At 45.0% G+C, this 23097-nt stretch carries 23 protein-coding genes and 1 tRNA gene; 9 read left to right on the plus strand and 15 right to left on the minus strand.

The window, feature by feature from the left end:
- The first annotated feature begins 181 nt into the window (after positions 1–181).
- From FD973_RS06165 to FD973_RS06180, 4 genes are read left to right on the plus strand one after another with little or no spacing between them, the layout of a single operon-like run.
- On the plus strand, positions 182–751 hold the full coding sequence (locus FD973_RS06165; RefSeq protein WP_215322461.1) for an RNA polymerase sigma factor: 570 nt from the start codon (positions 182–184) through the stop codon (positions 749–751).
- On the plus strand, positions 748–1206 hold the full coding sequence (locus tag FD973_RS06170; protein WP_215322462.1) for a DUF3619 family protein: 459 nt from the start codon (positions 748–750) through the stop codon (positions 1204–1206). The genes FD973_RS06165 and FD973_RS06170 overlap by 4 nt, the downstream gene beginning before the upstream one ends.
- Before the next feature lie 14 nt (positions 1207–1220).
- Positions 1221–1832 (plus strand): DUF3106 domain-containing protein, encoded by a 612-nt coding sequence (locus tag FD973_RS06175; protein ID WP_215322463.1) that lies wholly within the window; start codon positions 1221–1223, stop codon positions 1830–1832.
- 11 nt (positions 1833–1843) lie between these two features.
- Positions 1844–2380, plus strand: coding sequence for an RDD family protein (locus FD973_RS06180; protein ID WP_215322464.1), 537 nt, complete (start codon positions 1844–1846; stop codon positions 2378–2380).
- Between the two features lie 4 nt (positions 2381–2384).
- Here the strand turns inward: FD973_RS06180 and FD973_RS06185 are convergent, their stop codons facing one another.
- The 8 genes from FD973_RS06185 to FD973_RS06220 form a co-directional block, all read right to left on the minus strand.
- Complete coding sequence (locus FD973_RS06185; protein WP_215322465.1) at positions 2385–4871, minus strand: ABC transporter permease; 2487 nt, start codon at positions 4869–4871, stop codon at positions 2385–2387.
- On the minus strand, positions 4868–5653 hold the full coding sequence (locus tag FD973_RS06190) for an SDR family oxidoreductase (protein WP_215322466.1): 786 nt from the start codon (positions 5651–5653) through the stop codon (positions 4868–4870). Before FD973_RS06190 ends, FD973_RS06185 begins: the two co-directional genes overlap by 4 nt.
- 28 nt (positions 5654–5681) lie before the next feature.
- Complete coding sequence (locus FD973_RS06195; protein WP_215322467.1) at positions 5682–6680, minus strand: tripartite tricarboxylate transporter substrate binding protein BugE; 999 nt, start codon at positions 6678–6680, stop codon at positions 5682–5684.
- A 4-nt stretch (positions 6681–6684) separates the two neighbouring features.
- Positions 6685–7314 (minus strand): ABC-type transport auxiliary lipoprotein family protein, encoded by a 630-nt coding sequence (locus FD973_RS06200; protein ID WP_215322468.1) that lies wholly within the window; start codon positions 7312–7314, stop codon positions 6685–6687.
- Positions 7311–8243, minus strand: a complete 933-nt coding sequence (locus FD973_RS06205) for an MlaD family protein (protein ID WP_215322469.1) — start codon at positions 8241–8243, stop codon at positions 7311–7313. The genes FD973_RS06200 and FD973_RS06205 overlap by 4 nt, the downstream gene beginning before the upstream one ends.
- The gene (locus tag FD973_RS06210) at positions 8240–9016 is read right to left on the minus strand and encodes an ABC transporter ATP-binding protein (protein WP_215322470.1); all 777 of its coding nucleotides are present in this window, start codon (positions 9014–9016) and stop codon (positions 8240–8242) included. The genes FD973_RS06205 and FD973_RS06210 overlap by 4 nt, the downstream gene beginning before the upstream one ends.
- Entirely contained in the window at positions 9016–10188 is a 1173-nt protein-coding gene (locus FD973_RS06215) for an ABC transporter permease (protein ID WP_215322471.1), read from the minus strand. Before FD973_RS06215 ends, FD973_RS06210 begins: the two co-directional genes overlap by 1 nt.
- Before the next feature lie 89 nt (positions 10189–10277).
- A tRNA-Arg gene (locus FD973_RS06220) sits at positions 10278–10354 on the minus strand.
- Positions 10355–10372: 18 nt separating this feature from the next.
- Between FD973_RS06220 and greB the strand changes: the two genes are divergently transcribed.
- Positions 10373–10873 carry a transcription elongation factor GreB gene (gene greB / locus FD973_RS06225; RefSeq protein ID WP_215322472.1) on the plus strand — a complete coding sequence of 167 codons (501 nt, stop codon included), beginning with the start codon at positions 10373–10375 and terminating at the stop codon, positions 10871–10873.
- A 15-nt stretch (positions 10874–10888) separates the two neighbouring features.
- On the opposite strand, the gene FD973_RS06230 is transcribed toward greB, so the two are convergent.
- The 4 genes from FD973_RS06230 to FD973_RS06245 are packed head-to-tail and all read right to left on the minus strand — an operon-like array spanning position 10889 to position 15120.
- Positions 10889–13276, minus strand: coding sequence for a bifunctional (p)ppGpp synthetase/guanosine-3',5'-bis(diphosphate) 3'-pyrophosphohydrolase (locus FD973_RS06230; RefSeq protein ID WP_215322473.1), 2388 nt, complete (start codon positions 13274–13276; stop codon positions 10889–10891).
- 15 nt (positions 13277–13291) lie between these two features.
- Positions 13292–13495 (minus strand): DNA-directed RNA polymerase subunit omega, encoded by a 204-nt coding sequence (rpoZ, locus tag FD973_RS06235; protein WP_215322474.1) that lies wholly within the window; start codon positions 13493–13495, stop codon positions 13292–13294.
- Positions 13496–13539: 44 nt separating this feature from the next.
- Positions 13540–14178 carry a guanylate kinase gene (gene gmk, locus FD973_RS06240; RefSeq protein WP_215322475.1) on the minus strand — a complete coding sequence of 213 codons (639 nt, stop codon included), beginning with the start codon at positions 14176–14178 and terminating at the stop codon, positions 13540–13542.
- A 12-nt stretch (positions 14179–14190) separates the two neighbouring features.
- Positions 14191–15120 (minus strand): YicC/YloC family endoribonuclease, encoded by a 930-nt coding sequence (locus FD973_RS06245; protein WP_215322476.1) that lies wholly within the window; start codon positions 15118–15120, stop codon positions 14191–14193.
- A 66-nt stretch (positions 15121–15186) separates the two neighbouring features.
- On the opposite strand from FD973_RS06245, the gene rph reads away from it, so the two are divergent.
- The 3 genes from rph to hemW are packed head-to-tail and all read left to right on the plus strand — an operon-like array spanning position 15187 to position 17709.
- Positions 15187–15927 carry a ribonuclease PH gene (gene rph / locus FD973_RS06250; RefSeq protein WP_215322477.1) on the plus strand — a complete coding sequence of 247 codons (741 nt, stop codon included), beginning with the start codon at positions 15187–15189 and terminating at the stop codon, positions 15925–15927.
- 11 nt (positions 15928–15938) lie between these two features.
- Positions 15939–16544, plus strand: coding sequence for an RdgB/HAM1 family non-canonical purine NTP pyrophosphatase (gene rdgB, locus FD973_RS06255; protein WP_215322478.1), 606 nt, complete (start codon positions 15939–15941; stop codon positions 16542–16544).
- Positions 16522–17709, plus strand: a complete 1188-nt coding sequence (gene hemW, locus FD973_RS06260) for a radical SAM family heme chaperone HemW (protein ID WP_215322479.1) — start codon at positions 16522–16524, stop codon at positions 17707–17709. Before rdgB ends, hemW begins: the two co-directional genes overlap by 23 nt.
- 11 nt (positions 17710–17720) lie before the next feature.
- Here hemW and FD973_RS06265 read toward each other — a convergent pair whose 3' ends face one another.
- Both FD973_RS06265 and FD973_RS06270 read right to left on the minus strand, forming a co-directional pair.
- The gene (locus FD973_RS06265) at positions 17721–18518 is read right to left on the minus strand and encodes an enoyl-CoA hydratase/isomerase family protein (RefSeq protein WP_215322480.1); all 798 of its coding nucleotides are present in this window, start codon (positions 18516–18518) and stop codon (positions 17721–17723) included.
- A gap of 6 nt (positions 18519–18524) precedes the next feature.
- Positions 18525–19514, minus strand: coding sequence for a tripartite tricarboxylate transporter substrate binding protein (locus FD973_RS06270; protein ID WP_215322481.1), 990 nt, complete (start codon positions 19512–19514; stop codon positions 18525–18527).
- Between the two features lie 75 nt (positions 19515–19589).
- Between FD973_RS06270 and FD973_RS06275 the strand changes: the two genes are divergently transcribed.
- Entirely contained in the window at positions 19590–20840 is a 1251-nt protein-coding gene (locus tag FD973_RS06275; protein ID WP_215322482.1) for a CaiB/BaiF CoA-transferase family protein, read from the plus strand.
- Between the two features lie 84 nt (positions 20841–20924).
- Here FD973_RS06275 and FD973_RS06280 read toward each other — a convergent pair whose 3' ends face one another.
- Positions 20925–23033, minus strand: a complete 2109-nt coding sequence (locus FD973_RS06280; protein ID WP_215322483.1) for an alkyl/aryl-sulfatase — start codon at positions 23031–23033, stop codon at positions 20925–20927.
- Positions 23034–23097 lie beyond the last annotated feature (64 nt).

Raw genomic sequence — 23097 nt, forward strand, 5'->3', positions numbered from 1 at the left:
TTTGCAATTTTCGGCAAAAAATTGTTTGGTCTGCTCTATCTCCTGCTTTTGGCCTGAGTTCGAACGGCGCTGCTACCGGAAAAAACCACTTCTTGAATGAGATTCTAGGTAGTAAGCCCTATATTCTATAGCAATCCCCTAAAATGGCTCAATTCTTACCGATTCAGGTCTAATCCATTGCATGGCATCAGCCCAAGAACTATCTGACTTTCTGAGTAGCGTCGAGCAGCGTGCGTTTAAGCAGGCCGTATATGCCGTGCGTGACGATGATGCCGCATTGGATATTGTTCAAGATGCCATGATTAAATTGACCGAAAAATATGGCGATAGACCAGCTGCAGAGCTCCCCTTGGTATTCACACGGATTTTGCAAAATCGCATTCATGACTGGTTTAGAAGGCAAAAAGTTCGAAATACCTGGGTTACCTTGTTCTCAAGCATGGGCAAAAAGGGTGAAGAAGGCGATGATTTTGATCCTTTGGAGTCACTTTCAGCCCCAGAGGACAGCGAAGAACACCAAGATGGGGCTCAAAAACTTGAAAAAAGTCAGCTTTTACAGGCTTTGGAGTCAGAAATATCTAAATTACCTGTGCGTCAACGAGAAGCCTTCCTCATGCGTTATTGGGATGAGCTAAGTATTACTGAGACGGCCCAGGCGATGAGTTGTAGTGAAGGTAGCGTCAAAACCCATTGTTCTAGGGCCACCCAAACATTAGCTAAAGCATTGAAATTAAAAGGAATTACGCTGTGAAACACGTTAATGACCAATTTACCGAGACCCAAGTAGACCAATTTGGTCAGGCTAGTGCTGCCCTACTTCGTCAAAGTACCCAGCACATTCCTCAGCATATTAAAGATCGTCTTTATGCGGCACGCATGAAAGCAATTGCTGCAAGAAAGCCTGAAAAAGTACGTCTTCAGCAACAGGTATTTGCAGGTTCGGCTCGTAACTGGACTTCTGGTTCAAATGGAATATGGGATACCGTGGGCTGGATTGCCCCCCTCCTCGTCCTCATTTTTGGTCTTATTGGAATTGCTCAGTGGCAAGATAATTCAAGAATTAACGATATTGCAGAAGTGGATGCCGCATTGCTTTCTGATGATGTGCCTCCTGACGCCTATGCAGATAATGGATTTATGGCTTTTCTTAAAAACGGCCCTCTCTCCGAATCTGATAGCCCATCTGATCCCGTACAAAGCAACTAAACAAAGTTCGTTTGATGCCGCGAACATTTAGAACGCACATAGCTGTCAGCCTTACGCTGACAGCATCTTGCTTAGCATTTTATTTATCGCCCGCATTTTCCCAGTCGGCGCCCACCCCCGTTCACAGTAAATCCACAGCCATCCCCGAAAGAAAACCTGACGGCACATGGGAAAGTCTTAAGCCTGCACAACAAAAAATTCTGGCACCCCTTGAAAGTGACTGGGATTACATGCTGCCTGATAGTCGTAAAAAATGGATTCAAGTTGCCAATATCTACCCCAAGATGAGTGCGCAAGATCAAGAAAGATTGCAGTCTCGCATGACTAGCTGGTCTAATCTTTCGCAAAAAGATCGTCGCATTGCTCGAGAAAATTATCTAAGCAGTCTCAAGTTTCCTGCAGAGAAAAAAGTAGAAGCTTGGAGTGCCTATCAAAAGCTTAGCGATGAACAAAAGAAAAAATTAGCTGAGATGGAGCTTAAGAAAAAACCGAATGCGATTAACGCACCAACTCTTCAGCAACATACCATTAAACAAGAAACCACCCCTACACCACCGGCACCAAGACCCAGGGCTGTCCCCGCTGAAGTTACGCCACCCGCTTCAACAAGCACTGAAGCGCAATAAGTTTTTAGTTTATGACTCCTGCCGAGCTCAATGCATTACCTTCGCCTCAATTTTGGCGGCGAGTGTCATGCTGCCTATATGAACAGTTAGTTTTGCTAGGCGTTATTGCCTTAACTTTTTTGGTTCCCAACTTACTACTCGGTATCTTATTTGGTGTTGCCTTGCCTAGTTGGCTTACTTTTATTTATCTATATGCTGTATTAGGAATTTATTTTGTCTGGTACTGGACTAAGTCTGGTCAAACTCTCGCTATGCAAACATGGCGCGTGCGAATGATCGGCCGCAACGGGTATCAACCATCTAAAAGGCAAGCTTTTTGGCGTTATGTTTTTGGATCTCTCTGGCTTATTCCCTGCGTTTTTTTGCAATGGGCTTTTCATTTAGAGAAGTGGCAGATTATTGAAATGCTCTTTACAGTAGCGCTATTTATTTGGCCATTAAGTATTTATCTAGATCGTCAGAACAAGCTTCATCGCCAAAGCCTTCCTGATCGATTAGCAGGCACTCGTTTAGTTGAGTTACCAAAAAATCTAGTGACTCTTTCTTAAGCCCCTAAGCATCTCGCAAACATTCAATTGCAGTAGCATTTTGAATGCGTCTCTGAAAACGATAGCCAGATGCAAGGCAAGCAATAACCCCAAAAGAGATACCCATCATTACCGCCTCACTAAAGGCATTGAATTGAATTTCCATTACGTATCTACCCAGAGCCCAAGCTGCAAGACCAGACGCCAAACCAGCCAATAACCCTGTCATGGCACCAATCATAAATAACTCGAGATTAGCAATATTTGCTAGCGTCTGCTGTGAAGCCCCCAACGCTTTTAGCAGAGCGGCATTTCTTGTGCGCTCTTCCTGAGTGGCAGCTAGCGCTGACATCAAAACCAAAATTGCAGCGGCAATCGTAAACGCCAAAAGCAGTCCTAATGCTGATGAGAGTTTATTGAGAACACCCTGAACTTGTTGCAATGACGCTGAAACATCCACAATCGTAATATTAGGAAAGATTTGGTTTATTTGAAAATCCAATGCATCCTTAGTTGGTGGCTGAAAGTATGAAGTAATCCAAGACTGTGGCATTGAGCTTAATTGGGCAGGCGGCATGATCACGAAAAAGTTAACGCGCATAGAGCCCCAATCCAGCTTTCGTAACGAAGTGATAGGAGCTGTGATTCTTTCTCCAGCGACTTCAAACGTCAACTGATCACCCATCTTTAATTTTAGGGTTTTAGCTATTCCTGATTCCATTGAGATTTGGGGCGCATCACCCTGAATCCATTTGCCAGACAGAATTTGATTACCCTCAGGCAATTGATCTGTGTACGACAGGTTAAATTCTCGATCAACCAAGCGCCGCGCATTCTCTTCAGAATAATTATTAAGAGAAACTTCATTCCCATTGATTTCAATTAAACGTCCACGCACCATGGGAGAAAACTGTGGGGCTGATATGCCAGAGTTGATCAAGGTTTGAGTAAGACTCTGCTTTTGATCACCTTGAACATTAATCATGAAACGATTGGGTGCATCACTTGGTATATTGCCTTGCCAGGCGCTTAAGAAATCCGCACGTAATAAAAGAATCAAAAGCAACGACATTAAAGCAATACCAAGCGCAGTAATTTGAATAATGGCTAAGCCTACCCTTCTCCCCTGTGAAAGCAATACAAAACTGAGTGCAAATCTCTTAGTACGAATACCGCAGAGGATTTTTAACAGGGCCCACGATGCTGAAGCAAAAATAACTATCGCTCCAGTAAAACTGAGGCTAGTCCATAAAGCCAATTTCCAATCGCGTGCTGCGATCATGATCAATATGACTGCGGTAATCAGTCCACAGATGGCAGTCCAAACAGTAGAGACATTAATTCCATCGAATTCTTTTCTGATTAGCCGGACTGGAGAAACTTTGATTAATTTAAAAATAGTGGGTCCAGCAAACCCAAAGAGCAAGCACAAAGATACGAGCACACTCCATAGAACAGGCCAGAGAGAAACCTGCGGTAATTCCGACATCACTAGATTACCTAATAGAAGAGTCAAAATATGCTGCCCTAGGTAGCCCAATATGGCACCAAAAAGAGCCGCTATTAGCCCTAAAGCTAGAAGAACCCATCCCTCCCTTTTTAAGATGGTCGCCGAACTAGCACCCAAGCATTTAAGGACAGCGCAAGCATCTGCTTGCTTGCGGGTATAGCGGTGCGCTGATAATGCAATAGCGACTGCCGCTACCATCGCCGTTAATAATGCAATCAAGGAGAGAAATCGATCTGCTCGCTCCAATGTTTTGCGCATCATAGGTTGAGCATTCTCTAAGGTTTCAATGCGCACCCCCTTAAGCGACTCCACTTCAATAAATTGACTGGCCCACTTTTCATAAGACTGGATTTGCTCATCGGAACCTGATAAGAGCATTCGATAAGTCACCCTACTTCCTAGACCTATTAATCCAGTTGCCTCCAAATCAGACAGGGACATCATGACCCGCGGAGCAAAATTCATGAACCCCGCTCCACGATCAAGTTCTTGTTCCAGAACCCCACCAATTACCAATATTTTTTGGCCAAGCTTGATCTCATCGCCTTCTTTGGCATGCAGACTAGCCATCATGGCCGGATCAAGCCAAACTAAACCTGGCTGAGGACCAGAAGAAAAAGTTTTGCCCTGTAAATTTGACTTAACGCGCAATGCTCCACGCAAAGGATAATCAGCGCTCACCGCTTTGAGGGATGCTAATTTGCTTTGCGATCCAACGGTAGCCATACTTGGAAAAACTATTGTTTGGGCAATTTGCAAATGATTGCTTTTTGCCTCGTCTAAAAAGCGAGTTGGTAAAGGTTGATCTGAAACAATCAATAAATCAGATGCTAGAAGTTGACGAGCATCAAATGCAAAAGCCCGCTGCATTCGATCCGCTAAAAAACTGACGCTAGAAAGTGCTGCAATGGAGAGGGTTAGCGCAACAAATAGCCAAGCAAGCTCACTCGAGCGTAAATCTCGCCTAATAAATCCAAAGAAACGAAGGATGTTTTGAATCAAATTGCCTGAATTTGTCCGCCATCAACTCGGATGACCGAGCCGGTAATGAAAGAAGCATTTTGACTTGCTAAAAATGCAGCAGTGTCACCGTACTCCCGAGGATCGCCATAGCGACCCATCGGTATTTGCCTCAAACTTGCCTTTACAACATCTTCATAAGAACTGCCCTCACGTTTAGCTCGAGCTTCATCAAGCTGCCGTAGGCGATCAGTAGCGACTCTTCCGGGCATGATTACGTTGACAGTGATACCCTCTGCGGCCACTTCCGCAGCAAGTGTCTTTGACCACGCCAACAGTGCCGAACGTAAGGTATTAGAGATTGCTAAGTTTTTGATGGGGGCAATAGCGCCAGAGGTAGTGCTAGTAATGATGCGACCCCATTTTCGTTGCCGCATTCCTGGTAATACGCGATCAGTAATGGCGATCAATGAGAGCACCATGTCGTTAAAGCTCTTTTGCCAGAGAGATGGATCTTGACCAGCTGCAGGCGTAGGCGGTGGTCCGCCAGTATTGTTAATCAATATATCGATGGGTCCGAGCTCTTTTTCTACTTTGGTGACCAATGCATCAATCACACTAAGGTCAGACAAATCCCAATTAAGCGCTATTGCTTGACCACCAGCAGCCTCAATCAACTTGAGTGATTGCTGCAGACCTTCTTCATTGCGACCAGTTACGGCAACCTTGACACCTTCGCGCGCCAAAGAGACTGCCATTGCCTGCCCTAAACCCCGGCTGGAGGCTAAAACCAAGGCAACCTTTCCTTGCAATCCTAAATCCATGATATCTCCAACAACTTATTTTTTATTTTTAATCCAACTGCAATTTTTGTTTGGCAACCACTTCCTTATAAACGGTGTACTCAGCTTTGATTTCTTTAGCAAACGCTTCTGAACCATTCACATTAATGATTGAACCAGTATCCTCAATTCTTTTCTTAACAGCGGGATCAGTGACCACTTTTTGTAGCGCGACATTGTATTTTTCCACCACCTCTTTTGGCATACCTGCAGGTCCCAATAAGCCGTAATACGCCATACGATTTACTGGAGCAAGACCCACTTCAGCAAAGGTTGGGACATTGGGCAATTGAGCCAAACGCTTTGGCGCCGCCACAACTATCGGCACCAACTTGCCGTCCTTAATAAAAGGCAATGATGAAGGCAAATTATCAAAGATCATAGAAACTTGACCGCCGACAGTATCTGCCAAAGCGGGCCCTGCTCCACGATAGGGAATATGAACTATGAATACTCCAGTAAGACTCTTAAATAGCTCAGTTTGGAGATGACCAATGCCGCCAGTTCCCGAGCTTGAATAAGAATATTTACCTGGGTTTTCTTTCAAGACCTGCATAAAGGTTTTGAAGTCCTTAGCTGGAAAGGATGGATTTACAGCAATGATGTTGGGTGTGGCTGCAATATTACTAATCGGCGTGAAGTCAGTGACTGGGTCATATCCAATTTTTGGATTGATTGCCGGGTTGGCAGCTGTTGTAGATACAGTAGCCATGCCAATGGTATAACCATCCTTGGGTGCTCGCATAACCTCTAGAGCGCCTATAGAGCCACCGCCACCCGCTTTATTTTCAACAATTACGGGTTGGCCTAATTGACGTCCCAGCGCGTCCCCAACCGCCCGAGCAATGATATCTGTGCTGCCACCTGGCGCAAATGGCACGATCAAGCGAATAGGTTTTGCTGGAAAGCTTTGAGCGTGAGCATTTGCCGAACAAATGAGCCCTAACAATACAGAGGTGACCGCAATAGCAATCCTTTGTACGGCGCCTCGAAACAAAAACAATTTCATAGAGTTACTGCCCCAATGGTTTAGGTAATTTACCGGCGTATTGATAAAGTTGTGTTTCATATTCCTTAAAGATTTCAGTAAGCGCTTCTTGCTGACCCAATATCAGAGCCTCAGGAGTATTGTCTTTGAGGGGGATGCGCTTTGTGTAACGATTTGCACCAATCAAGGGATTGCCCTTCTTGCCCCCATACTCAACAGATAGGAAGAACTCCACACTCACAACCGCTTCCGGCCGAGTTCGATAGTCACCATAAAATTCGTTTACCGTTGCTTGCAGACTGTAATAAGAAAATAGCGTGTTGCTATCTCCAACTGCAGCAGCGAATATATTCGATTTATTTACCCATTGGCGTTCAGCATTTCCAATCATCTCTGAGGGAATGCTGGCATATACGTTATAAAAATCTTTTTCATATCGCGCATCACCCAATCGATAGACCAAAGATTTGGTATCAAATGGTGGCGCTACATTCACTGCGGCAACTTTTAGCCAAAAATCAGTTCGAGGTTTTAGAGGTGCACCTGTCCGCTCAGGCATTACGACCCAACTTGTAGGAGTAACAGGGGCGCGGGTTGGTAAAGAGCAAGCTGTCAACACCACAGCAGTAACGCATAAAAGTAAAAATTTAATCATTTATTTGCTCCTGACTGCACTTGGGTGCCATTCATCGGAAGAGTGATTTTCGCTGGTGGTTCACCCCAAATGAGGCTGGATGGTGACTGACTCGCAATACGACTTAGCTCATTGAGCTGTTCGCTAGTCTGTTTTAAGTTCTCAATGGTGTAGTGAGTATCACCTTGGATACTCGAAATAGTTTGACGCAGAGAAACGATAGTACCAACGAGCTCTCGCATTAAAACATTTAACTCATTTTGATCCGTAACTTTATTTATACGAGTCAGAATAATGTTTAACTGCTTCACTGAATCAACGAATCCCTCATTTCCTTTGCCATCCCCGGCCATGACGACATTCAAATTATTCAGCAAAGAATCTAACTTCTTCTGAGTGCCATCGATATTCATTTCATTGAGAGCACTGATGAGTTTTTGAATCCCAGAGATAATTTCATCAGCTTGATTGGGCATCGAAGGTATGACGGGGTAATCGGGCTTCCAGGAATAAGGCAGCACTTGTGTATCCGAAGTATTAGACACAAAATCAAATTCGATGTAATTGACACCCGTAATACCCATGGATTTCACGCGAGCGCGCAAGTGATTCTTTACAAATTCATCGATTTGGTCTGAAGTTACTTTCTCGCCAAAGATCTGCATTCTGACAACTACATATTGGCGCCGATCATGAAATGGTAAATCCTTTTCATATAGGTCTCCAGATAATCCAATGGAGCTTACTTGACCAATCTTTACCCCACGAAATCGTACGGCAGCACCCGTATCCAATCCAGTAACAGATTGCTTGATGTATGTTTCAACAGTGAAAGATTTTTGGAAAATTTTTCCACCGCCAAATATGAGAATCACAGCAATCAGCACACCAATTGCTGCAAGCACAAATACACCTAAGCGGAAATAATTGGGATTTGAGTTATTACTCATGCTGCGTCCTTGCTCATAATGCGATTAAAGAATTGATGAACCCTTGGATCTTTGCTGGTATCACGGAGAACTTTTGGGTCGCCCTCAGCGATGATGCCTTTAGCGCCCTTATCCAACATAATGACTTTGTCAGCGATAGCATAAATACTAGCCAGCTCATGCGAAACAATTACGAAGGTAATGCCTAAGTTCTTTGATAAATCCAAAATAGTGCTATCTAGGTCAGCAGACGTAATGGGATCCAAGCCCGCAGATGGCTCATCTAGAAATAGTATCTTTGGATCCAAAGCCATTGCTCTAGCAATCGCTGCCCGCTTTTGCATGCCACCACTAATCTCACTAGGCATGTAAGATTCATATGGCAGGAGTCCAACTAGGTCGAGCTTGCAACGCGCCAGCAAATCCATTTGGGGCTGAGTCAACTGCGTGTATTCCTGCATAAACAATGTCACGTTATCCAGCAAATTCATAGAGCCAAATAGAGCACCCTGCTGATACATTACTCCAAAGCTCGTCATGATTTTTTGACGCTCAGCACCAAGTGCAGTCGTGATGTTTTGCCCCTCAATCAACACATCGCCTGATAAGGGCTGATACAGGCCAAATAAATTTTTTAATAAGCTCGATTTACCACATCCTGATCCACCAAGGATCACAAAAATTTCACCATAATTTACAGTGAAATTCAGGTTCTGCATAAGAACATTCGATCCATAACCCACCGTGAGGTTTTGGACATCAATCGCGTATTCAGATTTTGCCGGGGTGTCCATCAGAAGCCTGTCTTATAGGAAATGAAGGCAAAAATGCCGTCTACCAAAACGATTAAAACAATACTACTGACAACTGCGCGTGTGGCTGAGATACCTACCGCTGCCGCTCCATTTCCTGTTTGCATACCACGCAAACACCCAACAGCAGAAACAACTACGCCAAAGAGTGTTGCTTTAATAAGCCCAGAACAAATATCTTCTATATCTACAGCAGACAGCATGCCATTGTAAAAATTCACAAAAGGAATGCCGTAGATCAACATCGTCAACATAGAAGAAAAAATACTCACGATATCTGCATACAAGGTCAAAATAGGTGCAACTAAAATACCCGCCAATACGCGTGGCACAACCAAAAATCGAATTGGGCTCAAGCCACCAGATACCAATGCATCAACCTCGCTATTAACGGTCATGGTTCCAATCTCAGCAGCAAAGGCAGCAGAGGAACGACCCGCCAACAAAATAGCAGTAATTAAAGGACCCATTTCTCGAACAATACCTAACGCCGCAAGAGGACCAACAAAGGAAACTGCGCCAAATTGCTCCATACCAATAGCAGCTTGGAAAGACAAAATAACGCCAATCAAAAAGGATACCAATCCAACAATAGGCAAGGCTGCAATACCAGCCTCTACTGCCGCATTAACAAAATCGCCCCAACGAACTTGTTTCGGATTGCGTAGTGAAAAAACCAAATCAGAGGCCAAATGCCCGGTAAAAGAAATTAATCCGACCGCATCATCAATGAGATTTTGAAAAGCCATTCCCGTACTAACAACAAAACTTCTTTTGGGCTTTTGTACCGGAACCGGAAATAAATTACTGATTGGATTAAATTCATTAAGCAATGGTTCATAGCGTGCATCAAGACCAACCAGCTCGAACTTGGCACCAGAGGCAATTTGCATTTCTTTCACGCCAATCAGGAACGCAATGCCCGCCCCATCCAAAAATGTCACCTTGCTAGCATCGAAAATCAGGGATTTACTTTTGCTATCTCCCTGCTTTAACCATTGATCCTGAGTGTGATAAATCTGAGTCCATACACCACCAAGAGAGTAGACATTGACATTACCATCGACCGTCACTTTGGCAGTATTGGCGTCGACCGAAGACCAAACTGCCACTGGGGCATCAGAAACGGTGGAAATAGCGTCAGAATTGCTCATAGGTGAACTATAAGGTATCTATATGAAAGATATATAAAACCTCAAAAAAAGAAAAGGGCCTAGTCTTTCAACTAGGCCCTCGTATCAGGTGGTGCGGCTGGCAGGAATTGAACCCACGACCCCTTGGTTCGTAGCCAAGTACTCTATCCAGCTGAGCTACAGCCGCAACAGCCATAATTATGCCATGGAAGAGAAGAACTACATCACACCCGCAGGTCATGAGCGTATTAAAGCGGAGCTCTTACAGCTCTTAAACCTTGATAGACCCGAGGTTGTCAAGGTTGTCCACTGGGCTGCGAGCAATGGAGATCGGTCTGAAAATGGGGACTATATCTACGGTAAAAAGCGCCTGCGGGAGATAGACAGACGGATTCGGTTTCTGAATAAACGCCTCGAATTTGCGGTAGTTGTAGATAATTCAGCCCGAAAATCGGGAGAAAATGACTCAGAGCAGGTGTTCTTTGGGGCGACTGTTACCTACTCCACCCTAGAAGGTCCAGAGGCCGGCAAAGAAACTGTAATTACCATTGTCGGAGTCGATGAGGTTGACTTAGAGAAAGGTCACGTCAGCTGGGTGTCACCCATTGCAAAAGCACTCATCAAATCTAGGATCGGTGACTGCGTCTTTATTCAAACACCCAGCGGCCCCGCTGAAATTGAAATTTTAAATGTGGAATACCTATAAAACTAAACGGCGAAATTAAACCGCGCGCGTGCGCGTCACTCGCATCACATCAGGATTGGCACGAAGACTGCGCATCACTTTGGAAAGATGCAGACGATCATAGACCTGGATCGTAAAACGAATGGTCACAGAATCTTCTTTGTAGCGATCTTCCATGGAAACATTCATGATGTTAGAGTCGGCGGCAGTGACACTGCTTGCCACTCGGGCCAGAACACCCTTCCCTTGACGAGTATCGATGGCCAAATCCAATTCAAACTCACGATTAAGCTCTTTACCCCACTCAACCTCGACCCATTTATCGCTATCTTTTGAAAGCATGCGTAAAGCAACTGGACAATCATTGGTATGTACTTGTAAGCCCTCACCTTTACCTAGGTAACCAATAATATTGTCGCCAGGAATAGGATGGCAACAAGTTTGAAAATGAATGGAGTTACCCTCGCGGCCATCAACCAAAATTGCTTGACGTTGATGGTGGTTAACTTCCTGGTGTGGTGCAACCCAATCAGCGGCACCGAGTCGCATCTGCTCAGAGCCTCCTTCATCATCAATCAAAATTTTGATGCGAATGGCTAATTCTTGAGGGGAGCGTCTGCCTAAAGCGATATTGACACAAGCCTCTTCACGGGTCTTATCACCCGTCCAATGCATCAATTTTTCCCATATTTCTGGACTGAGCAAAGCCGCATCAACCCCTTGTTGACGCAATGCATTGGCCAAAAGGCGTTCACCTAGCTGTAATGATTCGGAGTAATGCTTTGTTTTTAACGAATGACGAATGGAGGCACGTGCTTTACCAGTCCTCACAAATGCCAACCATCCCGGATTTGGCTGAGAGTTTGCAGAAGTAATTACTTCAACAATATCGCTATTTTTTAACTCACTTCGTAAAGGCAGTTGTAAACCATTGATCTTGACAGCGACACAGGTATTACCAAGGTCACTATGAATAGAGTAGGCAAAATCTAAAGCGGTTGCGCCTCTTGGCAAAGCTCTGATCTGCCCTGTCGGCGTGAAGACATACACAGCATCAGGAAACAGGTCAATTTTGACGTGCTCTAAAAACTCTTGTGAATCCCCGCTGCTATCTTGAATATCAATCAAAGACTGGAGCCATTGATGGGCTCGATTCTGAACCTCACTCATGTCAGGCGAACCATCTTTATATGCCCAGTGAGCGGCAACGCCTGCCTCTGCTACAGCATGCATATCTGCCGTACGAATCTGGAACTCTACAGGCACACCAGAAGGACCTAACAAAGTTGTGTGTAAAGATTGATAGCCATTTAATTTGGGGATAGCAATATAGTCCTTAAACTTACCGGGCATCGGCTTGTATAGAGAATGCAAAATACCAAGCGCTCGGTAGCATTCATCAATGGTATGTACCGTTACCCTGAAAGCATAAACATCTAATACTTGTGAAAAACTCAAATGCTTAGAGCGCATCTTGTTGTAAATACTAAAGAGCGTTTTTTCACGACCACGTAAGTCAACTTCTAAATTGGCCTTAGCAAAAGCCAAGCGTGAAGCTTGCAAAATCTTTTCAACCATTTCCTTGCGGTTGCCACGCGCACGCTTTACTGCGCCCTCAATCACCCGGAAACGCATGGGCATGGAATAGCGGAAGCTGAGATCTTGTAAGTCTCGGTAAATCACATTTAAACCAAGACGATGTGCAATAGGAGCGTAGATCTCTATCGTCTCGGCTGCAACGCGCCGACGCTTTTCCATGGGAACAGCATCAAGGGTACGCATGTTATGAGTGCGATCTGCCAGCTTTACTAAGATGACGCGCACATCACGCGCCATCGCCATAAACATCTTCCGAAAGCTTTCCGCCTGGGCTTCCGCATGACTTTGAAACTCTAACTTATCTAGTTTGGTAAGCCCCTCTACAAGCTCTGCCACTTTATTGCCAAACTTTTCTACCAGATCTGATTTTGTACAGCCAGTATCTTCAATCACGTCATGTAATAAGGCGGCCATGATTGATGGAGCATCTAAGCGCCAGGTAGCGCATAGCTCAGCAACAGCAACTGGATGCGTAATATAAGGTTCACCACTATGACGATATTGACCTAAGTGCGCCGCATCAGAAAACTGAAATGCTTTTTTAACTTGTGCGACTTCTTCGGGTTTTAGATACGAAAGCTTGGAAAGAAGCCCTTCAATCGAAACAACCTGATGCTTTAAAGGAAGATTGGGGGCTGAGGTCGGGCCAAATAAATGCCGACTAGATTGCGCCAAAAGACTCGCAATAATGGATTTTTTACCGCTTTGTGATTCTGTGGGTTTTTCGCCCAATAATTGCGCCTGATCTGAATCAAGCGAAGCATCTTTAGACGAGATGCTTCCTGCTTTACCCGATGTTTTGAAAGTTCCTAAAGGGAGCTCCACACCGGAACCCCTAAATTAGAGTGGTACTTTGGTCAGCATGTCACGGTCAGTTACGCCAGCAGCAACCTCACGCAATGCAACAACGGTAGCCTTATCTCTGGAATCAACACGTGGGGAGTGACCTTGAACCAGTTGACGCGCACGATACGTGGCAGCCAAAACCAATTCAAAACGATTTGGGATAGTTTTAAGACAATCTTCTACAGTAATACGGGCCATCCTGAACTCACTTAATTTAGCTTCAATACCTATAGGATAACTGATTAGACGCCGAGACGCTTCAAAAGCGCTGGGTTTCTGGCCATGCTGGGTCCAGAACGCAGTCGGCTGGAGGCCAAAATATGCTTCAAATCCAATAATGCTTGCTCAAAAGAATCATTCACAACAATGTAGTCAGCCTCATGAGCATGCAGTAACTCGAGGTGAGCGGCGGCTAAACGGCGCTGAATGGTGGCTTCATCATCTTGACCTCGCTTACGCAAGCGCTCCTCTAAAGCCTCGATAGATGGCGGAAAAATAAAAATCCATTGCGCTGAGGGTACTAATTTCCGAATCTGCTGAGCACCCTGCCAATCAATTTCTAGCATGACATCACTTCCTGCCTTCATCTGCGACTCAATCCAAGGTCTTGAGGTGCCGTAAAAATGACCATGTACTTCTGCCCACTCTAGGAAATGACCATCATCCCGTTCTTGCAAAAAATCTTCTTTGGTCAAAAAACGATAATCTTTGCCATCAACTTCACCAGGTCTTGGAGCACGAGTTGTTGTAGATAAAGACAGTTTTAATCCAGCATCATCTTTCAGCAAGGCGTTCACCAAGGAAGACTTGCCTGCACCAGAAGGCGCAACGATCATCAACATACTTCCTTGGTAGGATGGCATCAAATTAGCGTTAGTCATTATTAATCTGAATTATTCTAAATTTTGAACTTGCTCACGCATCTGTTCAATAAAAAGCTTTAACTCTAATGCAGCCTGCGTACATTCTTCTGATACAGACTTCGAACTTAGCGTATTTGCTTCACGGTTAAGTTCCTGCATTAAAAAGTCTAAACGCTTACCAACTGGGCCTTTACCTGCCAGCGCTGAGTCAACAGCTTGCAGATGGGTTTTTAGGCGCGCAAATTCTTCTGCAACATCAATTCGTACCGCATACAAAACTACCTCTTGCCGAATTCGCTCCATTAATTCAGTGCCAGCCTTTGTCTGCTCTTGAGCAGCTAGAGCCTCCGCTAAACGCTCAGTCAACTTTTCTTGATATTGAGCGACATATTCTGGGACCTTGGGTTCGATCAGGTCGACAACACCGCGCATTTTGCTAGTGATGTTTGTCAGAATACCCACCAAGGCTTTTCCCTCTGCATGACGACTTTCTATCAATGCCGATAAAGCGGCACGACCTGCCTCAACGGTAGCAGTGATCCAGCCATCCTCTTCACCGCGAGGCTCAGAAACCACACCTGGCCAACGTAGAACCTCGGCAATACTGAGCTCTTGCGCCTTAGGAAAAGCCTCTTGAGCTTTTTCTTGAAGGGTATATAACGCGTCAAGTCGATCTCGATTGATGGCACCTAATGCGTGAGAATTGCTTTTTGCGGCACCGGCAGCTGCGTTATTTACCCGCCAAGCAGCTCGAAACTCGACTTTTCCACGAGATAAGTTCTGGGAAGCCATTTCACGCAAGGCGGGCTCTGCTCCCCGACACTCATCTGGAAGACGAAAGCCCAAATCCAGAAAGCGGCTATTTACTGCCCGACATTCCACCTGCAGATCAGCCACTACGCCCGCCCCCAAAGGGACTTGGCGAGAAGCGCTGCCATAACCAGTCATGCTCGATATCATATGGACATTGTAGATTCTTTATTAACGCACTGACCAAATACAGCACAAAATCTGAGGACCCTCTTTATGAACGCCACCAACCCAAGCAAAATTAGCCGCCCGAGCGGTCGACAACCCCAAGATTTGCGCCCAGTGACAATTTCTCGAGCCTTTACCAAGCACGCTGAAGGATCGGTCCTGATTGCCTTTGGCGACACAAAAGTACTTTGCACAGCAAGTATTTTAGATAAAGTTCCTCCACACAAAAAAGGTTCTGGAGAAGGATGGGTTACTGCCGAATACGGTATGTTGCCCCGCTCTACACATACACGTAGCGATCGCGAAGCCGCTCGAGGAAAACAATCAGGACGCACCCAGGAAATTCAACGCCTCATTGGACGAGCTATGCGTAGCGTTTTTGATTTAAAAGTTCTTGGCGAACGAACAATTCATCTCGATTGCGATGTATTACAAGCAGATGGAGGAACACGCACCGCCTCCATCACAGGCGCATATGTTGCTGCAAGAGATGCAGTGAACCAACTGATGAAAAGTGGCGCCCTCTCTAAAGATCCAATCATTGATAGTGTTGCGGCAATTTCAGTTGGAATCTATCAAGGTACACCGGTTTTGGATTTGGACTATCCAGAAGATTCTTCATGCGATACAGACATGAATATTGTGATGACAGGCAAAGGCGGCATGATTGAAGTACAAGGCACTGCTGAAGGCGCTACTTTTTCCAGAGCTGAACTCAATGCGCTATTAGATCTAGCAGAGCAAGGTATTGAGGAGTTAACCCGTTTGCAATTAGATTCTTTGAAATAATTCATTAGGTCATGCAAAAACTAGTTCTCGCATCCAATAATGCCGGTAAGGTAAGAGAATTTCAGGCGCTCTTAGCCCCCCTTGATTTTCAGGTAATCCCGCAGGGTGAATTAGGCATCCCCTCCGCCGAAGAACCTCACTTCACTTTTATTGAGAATGCGCTAGCTAAGGCGCGTCATGCCAGTGCAGCGAGCGGTCTACCGGCACTAGCTGATGATTCGGGCATTTGTGCACATGCCTTAAATGGGCAACCAGGGGTTTTATCTGCTCGTTATGCAGGAGTGTCTAGTGATGACTCCGATAACAACCAAAAATTAATACAAGAGCTTAGAGACAAAACCGATCGTGGTGCGCATTACGTCTGCGCATTAGTATTTGTCGCTAACCAAAATGATCCCGAGCCCATTGTTGTTCAAACACAATGGTATGGCGAAATTATTGACCAAGCTCAGGGTGCGAATGGATTTGGCTATGATCCTCATTTCTTTTTGCCTGATCAAAAACTAACGGCAGCTCAATTAGACCCAGCAGTAAAAAATTTGATCAGCCATCGAGGCCAAGCATTACGCGAACTTATTAAGCAATTGCAAGCACGTGCTCAATTCCAGTCCCAATAAAATATCGTTGACTGCATTGCCTCCTCTGGCCCTGTATATTCATTTTCCATGGTGTGAAAAGAAATGCCCCTATTGCGATTTCAACTCCCACCAAATCAAAGATGGCATAGGTAAGTCTGGCTTTGATGAAGCGCGCTATATCAAGGTACTCATAGCCGATTTAGAAACAGAACTTCCACGCATTTGGGGTAGGCAGGTCCACAGCATCTTCATTGGTGGAGGAACGCCTAGCCTTCTTTCGCCTGCCGCCATGGACGAATTACTTTGTGCTATTCGAGCTCGACTCAATCTAGAACCGGATGCTGAAATCACGATGGAGGCCAACCCAGGTTCAGTAGAGACAGAGAAATTTTCCGCATTTGCAAAAGCAGGAATAAATCGTGTTTCCTTGGGCATTCAAAGCTTTCAGGACGATCAACTCAAGGCCTTAGGACGGATACATACCGGCGAGCAAGCGAAGCATGCGATTGATATTGCATTACAGCACTTCAAATCAGTAAATTTAGATCTCATGTATGGTTTACCCAATCAAACTCTAGAGATGGCAAAAGCCGATATAGAAACAGCCCTCTTATTCAATACCCCTCACCTATCTTTCTACAACCTCACCTTAGAGCCCAATACCTACTTTGCAAACTTTCCACCGCATTTACCCAGCGAAGATGAAGTCGATGCTATTTTTGAACAAAACTTAGCGCTATTAAGCAATGCTGGATATCAACGCTATGAGGTGTCTGCTTATGCAAAGAAAAATCAAGAATGCAAACACAATCTCAATTACTGGCGCTTTGGTGATTACATTGGTATCGGCGCAGGCGCTCACGGCAAGATTTCTTTTCCCGACAAAATTACTCGTCAAGTGAGAGAGCGACATCCCGAGACGTATATGCAAGCAATGGAATCTAAAGGTAATGCCTTGATTGAGGCGAAAGAAATTCCCGCCAAAGACCTTCCTTTCGAATTCATGCTCAATGCCCTTAGACTGACCAATGGCGTTGCGACAAATACATTCAGTGAGCGAACTGGATTACCTTTGAGCGTTATTAGCCATGGTTTATCAGAAGCTAGCAAAAAACGATTATTAGATGACAATCCCAGTCAATTAAAAGCTACCCCCTTAGGGCTGCGCTATCTAAACAATCTTCAAGAGATGTTTTTAGATTGAAGTCTTTCTAATTAATGACCAGTCCAGACGGGCGGCTCACCTCTCAAAAACGAAGCCACCCCATTTTTAAAATCTGCACTTGCATAAGTTTCACTAATTAAATCATCGCAAGACGGTAAATTATGTTTTATTAGTCTTGCTAGAACCTGCTTGCTTGATTTTTGAGTAATTGGCGCTAATTTAGAAAGCCTTTCAGCAAGCATCTGCGCCTCATGGTGCAATTGCTCTTGCTCATAAATGGCAAGGATATAGCCCTGCTGAACCAAATCTTCTGCAGAAATCATTTCCGCTAGCAGTAACATTCGTTTAACTATATTGATGCCTAGGTGCGCCACCAACCAAGCGACGTTGCTAGCGGATAAACAATTTCCCAAGGTTTTCGCGATCGGCACACCAAATTTTGCCCCTGGTGTGGCCAAGCGAAAATCACAGCAACTGGCAATGGCTAATCCACCACCTACCGCCATACCATCAATGACTGCAATAGTCGGAATGGGCAATGTAGCTAGTGGAGTGAGGTAGCTATCAATTCCCTCTTCATATTTAACCCCATCATTTCCGTCCTGAAAGTTTGCAAATTGAGCAATGTCACTGCCCGATACAAAAGATTTACCTCCTGCACCACGCAAAATAACTACTCGCACCTTTGGGTTGTTGGCTAAACCCCCGCAGATCGACTTTAAGCTCTGATACATGCCAACAGTCATCGCATTGCGTGCAGCCACATGATCAAAGGTGATGCAGGCAACGTTGCCACATATCTCCAAGGAGACTTGAGCAACATGACCTTCTTTGATGTGATCAACCATGAAGGTTTATTCAGCTTTGATATTGAGGCTCTTCACTAAACGCTGGTATTTTGCTAGTTCACCAGCCAAAAATAAACTAAACGCTGCAGGAGTTGCAGGACCCTCAGGTTGCAATCCTTGTGAATCCAAGGTTTTCTTAATTTGTGGATCAGCCATGGCAGCTTTTACTGCTTGGTCGATCTTATTTACCACTGTTGGGTCCATGCCTTTAGGGCCCATCACAGAATACCAATTGGTTACATCAAACCCATTAATACCGACTTCATTAAAAGTTGGGACTGTTGGCAAAATAGATAAGCGTTTAGGGGTTGAGATTGCCAAAGCTTTGAGACTGCCATCCTTGATCTGCTGTAAGTTTGGCGGCAATGTATCAAAGTTCATCGTAATCTGACCACCAAGTAAATCAATAATGGCCTGACCACTTCCCTTATAGGGAACATGGTTTAACTGAATGCCAGCAATCTTGGCAAACAGTGCGCCTGCTAAGTGCTGAGTACTGCCTATACCAGAGGATCCGTATGTCATCTGACCGGGGTTGGCTTTAGCCAATGAGATTAATTGAGCAACCGAGTTCACAGGCAGTGAAGCCTTCACTACCAATACGTTCGGAACGTATCCCAAGTAAGTAATTGGTGTGAAATCCGTTGCGGGATTGTAAGGAACATTTGTTAATACAAACGGTGCAATCGCGTTGGAGTTTGAATGACCAACTAGTAAGGTATATCCGTCTGGATTAGCTTTTGCTATTTGGTCGGCAGCAATTGTTCCAGCAGCACCAGATTTATTTTCGACAATCACACTTTGACCAAGAATCTCACCCATCTTAGGCGCGATTGCGCGAGCGACAATATCAGTACCTCCACCAGGCGCAAAACCCACAACTAAACGAATGGGTTTTGTAGGGAAAGCTTGTTGAGCATTGACCAAAAATGAACTGGTTGCCAAGGCGATTGCAAGCAGGCTACGCTTAACCCACTGGGGTGATTTAACCAACATAATGTCTCCGATATTGTTTTTTTGTGTTTGATACTATTACAGGGTAATTCTAAACATATAAAAATATTCGAGACAATGACGAAAACACCCATAAACAAGCCTTTAGATGGCAGCTCTACTCAACCATCTAGGCCCCTTCCACTTTCTGGAGTCCGCGTTCTTGACGTAAGTCAAGTAATGGCAGGGCCCTACTGCTGCATGCTCTTAGCCGACTTGGGTGCGGATGTCATCAAAATCGAGCCGCCAGGATCTGGCGATCAAACTCGTGGCGCCATGGGGTTCAAGATGAAAGGTTCAGACAGCATGGGCTTTCTGAATATGAACCGAAATAAACGTAGCCTTACCTTAAATCTCAAAACCGAGGCAGGCAAAAAAGTATTTTTTGAGCTTGTGAAGACCGCAGACATCTTAGTGGAAAACTACCGCCCCGGTGTCATGAAAAAATTAGGTATCGATTACGCGTCATTGCAGGCAATTAATCCGGGTTTAGTCTATGCCAGCATCTCAGGGTTTGGCCAAACCGGCCCCTGGGCTGACCGTCCTGGATTTGATCTTATGGCCCAAGCCATGTCAGGAGTCATGAGCGTTACCGGCTATCCCGATGGCCCACCAGTTAAGGCTGGAGTTCCAGTAGCTGATATTGGTTGCGCCTTATTTGCTGCTTATGGCATCTTATCGGCTTATATCGGCAAAACTAAAACTGGCGAAGGTCAATTTATTGATGCCTCTCTTTTTGACTCAGCTCTAGCATTCTCCATCTGGGATACAGCCCAGTACTGGGGTACGGGCGTAGAACCCTATAAGCTCGGTACCGCAAATCATATGAGCGCCCCCTATCAGGCCATGAAGGCCTCAGATGGATATTTTGTAATGGGTGCCACCAATCAAAAACTTTGGAAATTGCTCTGCGACAAGATTGATCGCCCAGAATTATGTGACGATGCCCGCTTTAAAACAAATCCATTGCGCCTCGCCAATAGATTGGAGTTAGCAGAAGAGCTGGAGAAAACCTTTGTTACCAAAACGAGTGATGAATGGGTCAACATATTACTGAATTCAGGCATTCCTGCAGGCCCGATCAATACCTATCCAGAAGCATTTGACAGTGATCATGGACGCCATCGCAAGATGCGCATGGAAATAGATCATCCGATTGAAGGAAAGGTGCCGAATATTGGGTTTGCAGTCAAAATGAATGGCACCCCCCAACAGGTCTATCGCCATCCCCCGCTTTTAGGTGAGCATACCAATGAACTCCTCGCTGAACTTGGCATTGCTGGCGAAGAACTGAAGACTCTAGAAGCTGGGGGCGCTTTTGCGCCTTAACCTGTTCATCAGCAATATTTTGCGGAAACATTCGTATCAAATAAAAGGGGTCATAATGACCCCTTTTCCATAACGCTTATCGCATTACTCCCCTGCAGTAATAGCCATCTCCTGTGCCGCAAATGGATCCTTGGAAGTGTTTGACGTCGACTTTGGAGTGGCCTTTTGTTTGGTTCCTGGCATAAGCTCAAAATCAGGCGTGAAGATTGTAAGTGTGCTGCGGAGTTGATCAAATACTTTGCGATCACCCTCAAACTTAACCTTACCTTCAGCAAGCAACTTATCAAAAGTCGTTTGCGCACCCATCACTTGCTCAAGATCACTCCGGTTAAGGGTGACTGTAAGGTTTGGATTTTTAGCCTGCTGCCCTTTGATATTCGTTAATGCAGAGTTGCTCATTTCGATGACAAACTTCTCCCCGTTGTCAGGCGTCGAGAGATTAATAACGAAGTTCATGCCTGCTGCTTTTTTGCTATCCATACTGATCGCAAGTGCATTTAGCCATAATTCAGTAGTCATGCCTTTGATCATGTCAGGGCCATTTGACTTAGGAGAAGCGCCAGATGGCATACCGTGACGGAGTTCATAGGCTGCACCCAAGAAACTATTGCGCATACTAGGACTCTCTTTTTGATAGCCGATCTGCTCAAAAATATCAGCCAGCAAATCTTTGGCAGCAGTGTTATTTGGCTGCGCATAAACCAGCTTATTCACGATTTCCATAGCCTCACGATATTTGCCCTGCTTGTATAACTCCTTGCCCTTTGCCAATATCTTGGCTGAGCCGCCCATCATCTCTACATACAGTGGTGCCGAGTCTTTTGGAGACAATGGTGCAAGGGTTGCAGGGTTCGCATCCCAATAGCCTAAGTAGCGGTTAATCACAGCACGGCTATTGTGCTCTTCAGATCCATGGTAGCTATGAGCTGCCCACTGCTTTTTCAGACTTTCAGGCTGCTTGTAGACGTTCTGAATTTCATTAATCGTGACACCGTTATTGGCTAAATGAAGGACTTCGTTGTGCAGATGCGCGTAGCTATCGCGCTGTGTTCGCATCACCTCTTGAATGCGTTCATTCCCCCAGCGCGGCCAAGTATGCGAAGCAAACATCACTTCGCTCTCAGCACCGTAGCGATACAAAGCGTTATTAATGTTTTTAGACCAAGCTAAAGAGTCACGCACCAGAGCGCCACGTAGGGTGTAAATGTTATGGATCGTGCCAGTAATATTTTCTGCTGCCCAAAATGCCTTAAATTGCGGAAAATAAGTATTCATCTCAGCCGGCGCTTCGGTTCCTGGAGTATTTTGGAACTCCATCTCAACACCATCTACAGTCATTTTTTCAAAGGGCTGATTGATATAAACATTTGGTTCAATTAAACCCAAATTACCAGCAGCAGTATTTTTGCCAATCGATTGATCCACGTGACCAAATGGGCTACGTGGCAATAAAACGCCGTACTGGAAATACATCCTTCTAGTCATAGCATTACCTGCATAGACGTTTTCGGCAATTGCATGGTCCATAAAACCAGCGGGTGCAATAATTTTCACCTTGCCACTTTTTACATCCGCCTCATCCACAACACCACGCACACCGCCAAAATGGTCACCATGGGAGTGCGAGTAAACCACAGCAACTACAGGACGTTTACCTAATTTCTCATTAACTAATTCAAGGGCTGCGCGGGCAGTTTCTTTGGCGGTTAATGGATCAAACACAATCCAACCAGTGTCCGTCTTTACAAAACTGATATTGGCTAAATCAAAACCCCTGACTTGATAAATTTTTCCTGGTACAACTTCGTACAATCCATAGCCCATATTTAATATGGCCTGACGCTGCAATGATGGATGCACACTATCAAAATTTTTACCTTGCAATAAAAACTCATAGCTGCCCATATCCCAGGCTACATTTCCAGCATCCGCCATGATTGTTTTGTAAGGTGGTGCAGCGATCAAGCCCCTTTTGGATTCTTCGAAGTCCCGCTTATCCTCAAAAGGAAGCGTTTTACGCAACCCATTTTGCAGCTCAACCGTATAACTGGAAGGCATCTTACCTTTGGAGTCAAAATGCTTTCCTTGCATGGCGCCTGGGTCAGCCACTACTCCCCCTGCACCTGCAGCCAACACAGCCTCACTCATCAAGATCAACGCTGCAATCGACAATTTCATTAAATGACTACTCATTTTGAATATCCCAAAAAAAAATGACGCTAATAGTGATTAGTGATTACGGACTAGCTATGACTGG

The sequence above is a fragment of the Polynucleobacter sp. MWH-Braz-FAM2G genome (genome assembly GCF_018687635.1).
In the GTDB taxonomy this organism is placed as follows: domain Bacteria; phylum Pseudomonadota; class Gammaproteobacteria; order Burkholderiales; family Burkholderiaceae; genus Polynucleobacter.

Coding starts and splice junctions, on each gene's coding strand:
- rdgB (WP_215322478.1), top strand. CDS start 15,939: ATGCAAAAACTAGTTCTCGCATCCAATAATGCCGGTAAGGTAAGAGAA.
- FD973_RS06210 (WP_215322470.1), bottom strand. CDS start 9,016: ATGGACACCCCGGCAAAATCTGAATACGCGATTGATGTCCAAAACCTC.
- FD973_RS06180 (WP_215322464.1), top strand. CDS start 1,844: ATGACTCCTGCCGAGCTCAATGCATTACCTTCGCCTCAATTTTGGCGG.
- FD973_RS06280 (WP_215322483.1), bottom strand. CDS start 23,033: ATGAGTAGTCATTTAATGAAATTGTCGATTGCAGCGTTGATCTTGATG.
- FD973_RS06175 (WP_215322463.1), top strand. CDS start 1,221: ATGCCGCGAACATTTAGAACGCACATAGCTGTCAGCCTTACGCTGACA.
- rpoZ (WP_215322474.1), bottom strand. CDS start 13,495: ATGGCCCGTATTACTGTAGAAGATTGTCTTAAAACTATCCCAAATCGT.
- FD973_RS06165 (WP_215322461.1), top strand. CDS start 182: ATGGCATCAGCCCAAGAACTATCTGACTTTCTGAGTAGCGTCGAGCAG.
- greB (WP_215322472.1), top strand. CDS start 10,373: ATGGAAGAGAAGAACTACATCACACCCGCAGGTCATGAGCGTATTAAA.
- FD973_RS06190 (WP_215322466.1), bottom strand. CDS start 5,653: ATGGATTTAGGATTGCAAGGAAAGGTTGCCTTGGTTTTAGCCTCCAGC.
- FD973_RS06245 (WP_215322476.1), bottom strand. CDS start 15,120: ATGATATCGAGCATGACTGGTTATGGCAGCGCTTCTCGCCAAGTCCCT.
- rph (WP_215322477.1), top strand. CDS start 15,187: ATGAACGCCACCAACCCAAGCAAAATTAGCCGCCCGAGCGGTCGACAA.
- FD973_RS06265 (WP_215322480.1), bottom strand. CDS start 18,518: ATGGTTGATCACATCAAAGAAGGTCATGTTGCTCAAGTCTCCTTGGAG.
- FD973_RS06275 (WP_215322482.1), top strand. CDS start 19,590: ATGACGAAAACACCCATAAACAAGCCTTTAGATGGCAGCTCTACTCAA.
- FD973_RS06215 (WP_215322471.1), bottom strand. CDS start 10,188: ATGAGCAATTCTGACGCTATTTCCACCGTTTCTGATGCCCCAGTGGCA.
- FD973_RS06200 (WP_215322468.1), bottom strand. CDS start 7,314: ATGATTAAATTTTTACTTTTATGCGTTACTGCTGTGGTGTTGACAGCT.
- FD973_RS06195 (WP_215322467.1), bottom strand. CDS start 6,680: ATGAAATTGTTTTTGTTTCGAGGCGCCGTACAAAGGATTGCTATTGCG.
- FD973_RS06205 (WP_215322469.1), bottom strand. CDS start 8,243: ATGAGTAATAACTCAAATCCCAATTATTTCCGCTTAGGTGTATTTGTG.
- FD973_RS06270 (WP_215322481.1), bottom strand. CDS start 19,514: ATGTTGGTTAAATCACCCCAGTGGGTTAAGCGTAGCCTGCTTGCAATC.
- gmk (WP_215322475.1), bottom strand. CDS start 14,178: ATGACTAACGCTAATTTGATGCCATCCTACCAAGGAAGTATGTTGATG.